Here is a 9842-nt window from a genome sequence, read left to right on the forward strand (position 1 = left end):
TTTTAAATATAAGAATTGGGTAAAGAAGCAGGCTGGCTAGCGTTTGGCCAAGTCGGATTATACAAGATCTTACGGAGTAGTAACTTTGGAAATTTACAGCAGCGAAGAGCAACAGGTTGAAGCCATTAAACGTTTTTGGAATGACTACGGCAAAGCTATTTTAGGCGGAGTCATAATAGGGTTGGCCGGTTTGTATGGCTGGCGTTATTACCAGGCCGATCAGCGTAGTCAGGCCGAGCTGGTTTCCGCCCAGTATAGCCAGTTGCTGGAACAACAACAAAGCCAGGGTAACGAGTGGTTAGACAGTGCTAAAAGCTTTATTAATACGCAGGGTAACAACAGTTATGCGGTGTTTGCCGCGTTATTGGCAGCCCGCGAAGCGATCGATAACCAGCAACTGGCTACCGCAGCAGAGCATTTAAACTGGGTAATGAATAATGCTAAAGATGCGCCGGTAAAAGCAATTGCACAATTGCGGCTTGCCAGGGTACAACGCGAACAAGGTAATTATGCTGATGCCTTAATTAGCTTACAGCAAACGGTTCCAGCAAGTTTTGTGGCTCAGCAGGCTGAATTAAAAGGCGATGTATTGCAATTAACCGGTGAGTTAGCTCAAGCGAAAGCCGCTTATCAGCAAGCGCTGGCCAGTAGCGAGCAAAGCCAACCATTATTGCAGGTAAAACTGGATGAATTGGCTCATATTACAGCCAGTTAACAAGGGGTAGGCGTGAAATTATTCGGAAAAACATCAGCCATTATTATTATGGCGCTGGCGTTAAATGCGTGTTCCAGCAAAGAAAAGTTGGTGCTGCCTGATGTTAAAAACAGCATCAACCCCACTAAAGTATGGCAAAGTAAAGTCGGTAAAGGGGTCGCGCATTATGAATCAGCATTAAAACCACTGATCCGTGATGATAAAGTGTATGCGGCCAGTCGAGAAGGTATCGTAGTAGCGAAAAGCCTTAGTAATGGCCGAACCCTCTGGAGCTTTGATTTACGCAACGAGGGTAAATCATCCCTGCTGAGCCGCTTTAGTGCCGACACGGCCCGTATTTCTGGCGGTATCGGTTTTAGTGCTGACAAACTGTATCTGGGTACCGAAAATGGTGAAGTATTTGCGCTGGACGCGACCTCTGGCCAGTTGATATGGCGGGTACCGGTTAAAGGTGAAGTATTGGCCAGCCCGGCTACCGGCGATGGTTTAGTGGTGGTTGCCACCACGGCTGGTAACCTTATTGGTTTAGACCCTGATAGCGGTGAGCAGCGCTGGATTTTTGAAGACGAGCAACCGGCATTAACTATTCGGGGTGTCAGTGAGCCGGTAATAGAAGCGGGTGGTGTTGTTTATGGTAGCGGTACCGGCCGGGTAGGTATTTTGCTGGCTGAACGTGGTTACCAGGCATGGGAAGAAGCCATTGCTTTACCGCAAGGCAGTACTGATTTATCGCGGCTGGTTGATGTGGATGCTAAGCCGATAATTGTTGCCGGTACGCTGTATACTATCTCTTTCAACGGTGAACTAGTGGCGATGGAATTGCGCAGTGGTCGACAGTTATGGAAGCGTGACTATGCCAGTTTCCGCAACATGGCGGTGGCCGGTAATATCTTGTACCTGGTTGATTCTACCGGTGGTATTTATGCGGTTGATCGGCGTAATGGTACTGAAGTATGGGGCCAGCAAGGGTTACAGCGGCATTTTTTAACCGGGCCAACCGTATATAAAGAGTATTTGGTGGTAGGGGACAACAAAGGTAACCTGCATTGGCTTAATCGCGAAACCGGCGATTTTGTTGCCCGCCAACGTTTCGATAGTTCTGGCTTTTATCGCGAAGCGATAGCAAACGATGACTATATATTAGTGACAAGCCGTAATGGTGAGCTAGTCTTATTACAAGTACCTTAACCGGTATCCTGTGCATATAATCGAAGGAACAGGCCTTAATAGGCCTGTTTTCTTATTTTTGAGGTTGACTGAATGTTACCTGTAGTGGCTCTGGTGGGGCGCGCCAATGTTGGCAAATCCACGTTATTTAATCGTTTAACCCGCACCCGCGATGCTCTGGTAGCGGATTTTCCTGGCTTAACCCGTGATCGTAAATACGGCTCAGTAAATTTTGAGGGCATGGAGTTTATTGTGGTTGATACCGGCGGTATTGACGGCAACGAGCAAGGTATTGAAGTTGAAATGGCCGAGCAATCGCTTAAGGCGATAGCAGAAGCTGACGTGGTACTGTTTATGGTCGATGCCCGTGCCGGCGTTACCAATGGTGATGGTGCCATTGCGGCGCATATCCGCCGGGTTGAAAAACCGGTATTTCTGGTGGCGAACAAAACCGATGGCCTAGATGCTGACACTGCTGTGGCTGATTTTTATAGCCTAGGTATTGGTGATGTGTATCCGATTGCCGCAGCGCATGGCCGTGGTGTGTCGTCATTGTTGCAGCATGCGCTATTGCCTTTTTTGGCCGACAAACTAGCCGAAAATGCCGCTGCAGAAGCTAGCGGTGAAGCAGAGCTTGATCTGGAAACCTTAACTGAAGAACAGGCTGATGCCGAAGCGGCGCGTTTGCGCAATGAGCATATTAAACTGGCGATTGTTGGCCGGCCCAATGTCGGTAAATCTACCCTGACTAATCGTATTTTAGGCGAAGAGCGGGTAGTGGTATTTGATATGCCCGGTACCACGCGTGACTCGGTATTTATTCCGATGCAGCGCAATGAACGCAATTACACGCTTATTGACACCGCCGGTGTCCGTCGTCGCGGTAAAATTGACGACATGGTGGAAAAGTTCTCAGTAATTAAAACACTGCAAGCTATCGAAGAGGCCAACGTCGTACTATTGGTGCTGGATGCGCAGCAGGGCATTTCTGATCAAGATTTAAGTATTTTAGGTTTTGCCTTAAATGCCGGCCGTTCACTGGTTATCGCGGTAAATAAATGGGATGGCCTGAACGACAGCATTAAAGAAGAAATAAAGCGTGAGCTGGACCGCCGGCTTGGATTTATCGATTTTGCCCGATTGCATTTTATTTCGGCGTTACATGGCTCGGGGGTAGGTAATTTATTTGAATCGGTAGAAGAAGCCTTTGATTCTGCCACCAAGCGGGTAAGTACATCTTTACTAACCCGTATCATGAAAATGGCTCAGGAAGACCATCAGCCACCAATGGTGCATGGTCGGCGGGTAAAATTAAAATATGCCCATGCCGGTGGTTACAACCCGCCAATTATTGTTATTCACGGTAACCAGGTAAAAGACTTACCCGACTCCTACAAGCGCTATTTAATGAATTATTATCGTAAAGCGCTGCAGATGATGGGTACACCGGTGCGGGTTGAATTCCGTGAAGGGGAAAACCCTTTTACCCCGACTAAAAAGAACACTGAAACGGCGCTGCAAAAATACAAACGCGAGCGTTTAATGAAAGCCCGTCAGAAAGTGGCCAAAAAAGATTAACAGCAAGGACTAACTAATGAAATTTCGTTTTCCGGTCATTGTTATCGATGAAGATTTTCGCTCAGAAAATATTTCTGGCTCAGGTATTCGTGATTTGGCACAGGCTATCGGTAGCCAAGGCTTCGAGGTGGTCGGTTATACCAGTTATGTCGACTTGACGGCCTTTGCCCAGCAAGCCAGCCGGGCATCGTGTTTTATTTTATCGATAGACGATGAAGAGTTTGGTAGTGGCAGTGATGCTGATGTGAATACCGCCCTAACTGAACTCAGGGCTTTTGTAAAAGAAGTGCGTAAACGTAACGCCGATATTCCGATTTTTCTCTACGGTGAAACCCGCACCAGCCGACATATTCCAAACGATGTACTGCGCGAGCTGCACGGCTTTATTCATATGTTTGAAGACACCCCGGAGTTTGTGGCCCGGCATATTATCCGTGAGGCACAAAAGTATCTGGATGCGCTGGCACCACCGTTTTTTAATGCGCTAATGGATTATGCTTCAGACGGATCTTATTCCTGGCATTGCCCAGGCCATTCGGGTGGTGTGGCGTTTTTAAAAAGCCCGGTCGGCCAAATGTTTCATCAGTTTTTTGGTGAAAACATGTTACGGGCCGATGTGTGTAACTCGGTAGACGAATTAGGCCAATTACTGGACCATACCGGTCCGGTAGCGCAAAGTGAGCAAAACGCTGCCCGCATTTTTAATGCTGACCATTTGTTTTTTGTGACTAACGGTACCTCTACCTCGAATAAAATGGTCTGGCATTCAGTGGTAGCACCCGGCGATATCGTGGTGGTCGATCGTAACTGCCACAAATCGATTCTACATTCGATTATTATGACCGGCGCGATACCGGTATTTTTAATGCCAACCCGCAACCATTACGGCATTATTGGGCCTATTCCGAAAAGTGAGTTTTCACCAGAGGCCATTGCCAAAAAAATTGAGGCGAACCCGTTTGCCCGCAATGCCAAGAACAAAAAGCCGCGCATTTTAACCATTACCCAAAGTACCTACGACGGCATTTTGTATAACGTGGAAGAAATTAAGCAAGAACTGGGCTCAACTATCGACACGTTGCACTTTGACGAGGCTTGGCTGCCGCATGCCAGCTTCCATGACTTTTATAAAAATATGCATGCTATTGGAAAAGACCGGCCGCGTTCAGATGAAACGCTGGTATTTGCTACCCAGTCTACGCATAAGTTGTTAGCTGGTTTATCGCAGGCGTCACAAATTCTGGTGCAAAACGCCACTAACCGTACGCTGGATACGCACCGTTTTAACGAGTCATATTTAATGCACAGTTCTACCAGCCCGCAATATGCCATTATTGCCAGCTGTGACGTGGCTGCGGCAATGATGGAAGCGCCTGGTGGTACGTCGCTGGTAGAAGAAAGCCTATTGGAAGCCATCGATTTTCGCCGGGCTATGCGCAAAGTTGATGCCGAGTTTGGTGATGACGACTGGTGGTTTAAAGTATGGGGCCCCGAGCATTTGCCGGAAGAAGGCATAGGCGAGCGTGACAACTGGATGTTACACGCCAGTGACAGCTGGCATGGTTTTGGGCCAATAGAGTCAGGCTTTAATATCCTTGATCCAATAAAAGCGACCATTATAACTCCAGGTTTAAATATGCTGGGCCAGTTTGACGAGCAAGGCATACCGGCTACTATTGTTAGTAAATATCTGGCTGAGCACGGCATTATTATTGAAAAAACCGGTCTGTATTCGTTTTTTATCATGTTTACCATAGGCATCACTAAAGGCCGTTGGAATTCAATGGTAACTGAGTTACAGCAGTTTAAAGATGATTACGACCAAAACTTGCCAATGTGGCGGGTAATGCCAGAATTTGTGGCGAAGACCCCACGCTATGAAAAAGTAGGCCTGCGCGATTTATGCCAGCAAATTCATAATATTTACCGCCAGTTTGACGTGGCGAAAGTCACCACCGAAATGTATCTGTCGACCATTGAAACCGCAATGACTCCGGCCGATGCCTGGGCGAAAATGGCGCACCGCGAAATAGAGCGGGTATCAATCGATGACATTGCTGGTCGGGTAACTGCTATGTTAGTGACCCCTTACCCACCGGGTATTCCGCTGATGGTGCCGGGTGAGCGCTTTAACCAAACCATTATTAATTACCTGAAATTCACCCGCGCCTTTAACAGCCAGTTCCCGGGTTTCGAGACTGACGTTCATGGACTGGTGCGCGAAACTATCGCTGGCGAAAGTCATTACTTTATCGATGTGGTAAAGGATATATCAAGCGGTTAGGACTAGCTAACATCACCCCTCGCGCACTGATAGGTGCGCGTATCTTTTTCATCCTAAAAATGTCAGTGTCAGTTACCAGCTATACGGTTGTAAAACCCAACAGCGTTCTATTAGCACGTATGGTTTACTAGCACGTTGTAAATATTACTTGCCATCCGGTAAGTGTTATAGATCTTGGCTGAATTTGTGTAAATTAACTTTGCAGTGTGGCAGCAGAACGACTGATAAGTACGTATTTCAGAGTTTTATTTAACAGATTCTAAACCTAGCGATAGCCTTGTTTTTCCTAAGTCCACGATGAATCAGCTGCAAAACACTACATGGAGAAACCGTAATTTAGTTAAGTTGGCTTAAATCTTGCGGTGAGCGTTATGCATTAAATGTTAATTACTTAACGCTTCGGTAGCTGAATAAGTTGAGACAGCGTCCGTCTATTTAATCCAGGAGCTCATCATGGCAATAGATACAAATAATACATCTGCCACAACGGCGGCTACTTTTAATATCCCGGTAGGGCATCGCATTAGTTGGGGGGGCATATTTGCGGGTGTTAGCTTATTCATTGCGCTCAGTTGGCTCATGTTATTACTTGGCTCTGCAATTGGAGTAAGCATTGCTGACGCTACAGATTTATCGGCAATAGGAGACGGTTTAGGAATTGGATCAATAATTTGGATACTGTTAACCACTATTATTGCTACGTTCGCTGGCGGATTACTTGCGGCCAAAATGGCCGGAACTGCTGATGATCGTATTGGTGCCTTGCATGGTTTAACGGTGTGGTCACTTGGTACATTACTCATTATCTTGTTAGGTGCTTCTGGTATCGGTGGGATAGTAAATTCAATCAGTGGCGCGTTAGGAACAGCCAATAAAGTGAGCATGTCGGTCATCGCCAGAGCCTCTAGTTCAGAAGTAAATAGCGGTTTACCCGAATCAGTTATTACCAGTATTGCTGCAATAATTAAACGCCAGTCAGCACGCATAATAAGTAGTAATAGCAGCGGTGCGAATAGTCCAAATCAAGGTGAAGTGCGCAAGGCCATAGAATCTCTGAATGCAGAGGATACCGGTGCAATTACCAGTGCACTGATTGCCGGCGATACAGAAAAAGCACGCAGCGAGTTAACGCAGCGTAGCACCTTGTCAAAAGCTGAGATTGATTCAATTATTACGGGCGCTGAGCAAAAAGTACAGAGTTGGAGCAAGTCTGATAGTGCACAGCAAGTCAAACAATGGCTGAATGAACAATTCAATGATGTTAGAAGCGCTATGAGTCAATCTATCGCTGGTATGGCTGGCTCACAACTATCTTCTCAAGAAGTGAACCGCGCTTTGCAACAGTTGGATCCAGACATTATGCTTGAAGCAGGCCAATATTTAATAATGGGTAAACCTGAAATGGCTAAAAATGTGCTCTCAGTAAATACCAACTTGTCTGAAGCTGACATTCAAGCAATTGTTGATGGTGCCGAAAAAGAAGCACAGCAGTTCATTGAGCGAGCTAAAGCAGAGCTAAACGAAGCTACCGAAGCAATTGGTACTTATACTCAAGCAGTATTATGGTCAGCGTTTATAGCTGCCGCATTAGGAATGTTAGCGGGCTTATTTGGCGGTCACTCAGGTGCTGGGGCGGTACGTCGTGTGTATGCAGTTCAGCGGTAATTAGATGAATTGGCATGGTCGCAAGTTCACATAACAGAAAAGTGCGAGGAACATAATATGAGAATAGGTCTTATAGGATTGGTAATACTGCTGTTAATCGCGGGTGCTTTGGTTCAAAACGTATTTATTGGCGGTTTAGGTGGGTTAATACTGCTTATTGTGTTGTTACTCTTCTTAACTGGCAGAGTTTAACAATTGCAGCCGATTAACTCAGTATTACATGGCTTTTATTCAGCTTCAGGTGTTAATAGGTAAATTAGATCTCAAGTTAATGAATAGCCCGATAGCTGAAAAACGCCATGTTTAACTGGACATGGCGTTTTTTAATAAGTACTTATTGGGATAGGTAAGCATGGCTCCAGATCGATTATTCATACCGATCCAGGCAGTAGCAATTAATAGGGCCAGATCCAGTAAAATATTCCACGTAAAGTAAATTTTGACCTGGCCCTAATGAGTCTAACGACACAACTGGTTTAATTGCTTTAACAGCTGCTGCTCAATAGCAAACACATGCTCGTCGTGTTCATTCATTTCCCGTAGTGCTTGCGCCAGTTTTAGTAAGTATTCACTATTGGGGCCACTTGGGCCTTGGCTACGGGCAATATGCGCAGCGATAGCCTCATCACTGTCTGGGCCAAGATAAGCCTCATTATCGGCGCTAGCCAAATACACCAGGCCCGTAGAAGGAGAGGGCGTATTCTGGCTGGGTTCATCCAGCCAATGCAATTCGGTAAATACCCGCAGGTAGCCGTTTTTTTCGCGATGGTCTAAATGCTCAAAGGTATCTGGCGTTACCTGATACGCCATGCCTACACAGCGCTCGCCAGGCGCTTCAATCAGGGTGAGCACCCGGCCCGGTGCCTGTGGCGTGCCGCGATGATCATGCGAACCTTGCCAGAAGCGACGTTGCCAGCCATAAATAAAGGCAGGCTTGCGTTGCAGATAAGGAAAGTCAGTTTTATAAATCAGTGAACCATAACCAAACAACCAAACCGATTCCAGGTGTTCTAATGGCTGGCGCTGTTGGTTCAGGGAAATAGTGTTGTGTGACATAAGGCTCCGGATAGCCAACGTACGTTAAAAGAAAACAGGTGTGGTCATATATGCTACCAAGACTTTATGACCCCGAGGTATTCCGGGGCTTTTTCAAGCGAATAGTAAACAGTAGTGTGCCAATGCCCGCCAATTAGCTCTAAAGCGGGCTGTTGAGCTTAACTACCGTTTTGCCAAAGTTTTTACCGGCCATCATATCATTAAAGGCGTCGAGGGTATTTTCAATACCGTCGACAATATGTTCACGATAACTGATTTTGTCTTCGCTCAACCATTTTTGCATCTCTTTACTGAAATCGGCGTAATGATCGCCGTAATCTTCAAAAATAATAAAGCCCTGCATTTTAATGCGTTTTCTGAGCAATTGCCCCATCAACATAAACAGGCGGTCGGGTCCGTTGGGTAAGCTGGTGGCATTGTACTGTGACACTAATCCACACAAAGGTATGCGCGCACATGTATTCAGTAGTGGTAACACCGCATCAAACACCTTGCCGCCTACACTTTCAAAATAAACATCAATACCTTCATCACAGGCCTTTTTCAGTTGTTCTGCAAAATCGTCGGCGTTGTGATCTATACAGGCATCAAAACCGAGTTTTTCCACCGCGTATCGGCATTTTGCACTACCGCCAGCAACACCCACTACCTTGCATCCTTTTATCTTGGCAATTTGGCCAACGGTGGCGCCCACTGGCCCAGTCGCGGCGGCAACAACAACCGTTTCACCGGCTTTTGGCGCGCCAATGTCCAGTAAACCCATGTATGCAGTAAATCCTGGCATACCCAAAATACCTAAGGCATATGAAGGATTACTTGGGTTTTTACCTAATTGCGTGAGGCCTTTTCCGTCAGAAATGGCATAGTCTTGCCATCCCGAATAAGCCAGCACCCATTCGCCTTGCGCAAACTTATCGTTTTTAGATATTTCGACCTGGCATACCGTCGCACCTACCATAACATCGCCGATCTTGACCGGATCGGCATACGACTTTGCATCGTCCATGCGCCCGCGCATGTAAGGGTCAAGCGATAAATATATCGTTCGAAGCAGTATTTCACCGTCTTTTAAATCCGATAAGTCGACCTCTTTTAGCTCAAAATTTGCTTTGCTTGGGGCGCCGTCTGGACGTGAAGCAAGTACAAGTTGACGAGAAGTTGTAGTCATAAATGTCTCCAAAAAAAGTTATACGGCACATATCGCAAGCCCTAACCACTCTGACCATTACGACAACGTTTTGTTCATAAAGCAGTGAAAAGGACAGGCACAACTGAACAACAGGCACAACTGAACAACACAGTGAGTAACAAACACTAGGCGTTAGCACCATTAATCACAATCACCAAAATCTTGACAGCTAGGCGAGCGACAACTAA

The 9842-nt window shown here is 46.3% G+C and carries 8 protein-coding genes; 6 read left to right on the plus strand and 2 right to left on the minus strand.

What is annotated here, in order from left to right:
• The first annotated feature begins 85 nt into the window (after window positions 1-85).
• The 6 genes from VT06_RS05955 (at window position 86) to VT06_RS18720 (ending at window position 7601) form a co-directional block, all read left to right on the plus strand.
• Entirely contained in the window at window positions 86-715 is a 630-nt protein-coding gene (locus tag VT06_RS05955; RefSeq protein WP_046553347.1) for a tetratricopeptide repeat protein, read from the plus strand.
• A gap of 12 nt (window positions 716-727) precedes the next feature.
• Complete coding sequence (gene bamB, locus VT06_RS05960) at window positions 728-1903, plus strand: outer membrane protein assembly factor BamB (protein WP_046553348.1); 1176 nt, start codon at window positions 728-730, stop codon at window positions 1901-1903.
• A gap of 72 nt (window positions 1904-1975) precedes the next feature.
• A complete protein-coding gene (gene der, locus VT06_RS05965) occupies window positions 1976-3460 on the plus strand; it encodes a ribosome biogenesis GTPase Der (RefSeq protein WP_046553349.1) in 1485 nt (494 codons plus the stop codon).
• A gap of 16 nt (window positions 3461-3476) precedes the next feature.
• Window positions 3477-5744, plus strand: coding sequence for an arginine/lysine/ornithine decarboxylase (locus tag VT06_RS05970; protein ID WP_046553350.1), 2268 nt, complete (start codon window positions 3477-3479; stop codon window positions 5742-5744).
• Between the two features lie 453 nt (window positions 5745-6197).
• Window positions 6198-7409 (plus strand): hypothetical protein, encoded by a 1212-nt coding sequence (locus tag VT06_RS17515; RefSeq protein ID WP_052750180.1) that lies wholly within the window; start codon window positions 6198-6200, stop codon window positions 7407-7409.
• A gap of 57 nt (window positions 7410-7466) precedes the next feature.
• Complete coding sequence (locus tag VT06_RS18720; protein WP_255353026.1) at window positions 7467-7601, plus strand: hypothetical protein; 135 nt, start codon at window positions 7467-7469, stop codon at window positions 7599-7601.
• Between the two features lie 267 nt (window positions 7602-7868).
• Here the strand turns inward: VT06_RS18720 and VT06_RS05980 are convergent, their stop codons facing one another.
• The gene (locus tag VT06_RS05980; RefSeq protein ID WP_046553351.1) at window positions 7869-8465 is read right to left on the minus strand and encodes a gamma-glutamylcyclotransferase; all 597 of its coding nucleotides are present in this window, start codon (window positions 8463-8465) and stop codon (window positions 7869-7871) included.
• A 139-nt stretch (window positions 8466-8604) separates the two neighbouring features.
• Window positions 8605-9633: an NADP-dependent oxidoreductase gene (locus tag VT06_RS05985; protein ID WP_046553352.1), complete on the minus strand. Its 1029-nt coding sequence runs from the start codon at window positions 9631-9633 to the stop codon at window positions 8605-8607.
• Window positions 9634-9842: the final 209 nt, after the last annotated feature.

Source organism: Arsukibacterium sp. MJ3 (genome assembly GCF_000987765.1).
Taxonomy (GTDB): Bacteria; Pseudomonadota; Gammaproteobacteria; order Enterobacterales; family Alteromonadaceae; genus Alishewanella.

Bases quoted from the DNA above. Each gene is read 5' to 3' on its own strand.
- der (WP_046553349.1), top strand. From the start codon at position 1,976: ATGTTACCTGTAGTGGCTCTGGTGGGGCGCGCCAATGTTGGCAAATCC.
- VT06_RS05970 (WP_046553350.1), top strand. From the start codon at position 3,477: ATGAAATTTCGTTTTCCGGTCATTGTTATCGATGAAGATTTTCGCTCA.
- VT06_RS17515 (WP_052750180.1), top strand. From the start codon at position 6,198: ATGGCAATAGATACAAATAATACATCTGCCACAACGGCGGCTACTTTT.
- VT06_RS18720 (WP_255353026.1), top strand. From the start codon at position 7,467: ATGAGAATAGGTCTTATAGGATTGGTAATACTGCTGTTAATCGCGGGT.
- VT06_RS05980 (WP_046553351.1), bottom strand. From the start codon at position 8,465: ATGTCACACAACACTATTTCCCTGAACCAACAGCGCCAGCCATTAGAA.
- VT06_RS05985 (WP_046553352.1), bottom strand. From the start codon at position 9,633: ATGACTACAACTTCTCGTCAACTTGTACTTGCTTCACGTCCAGACGGC.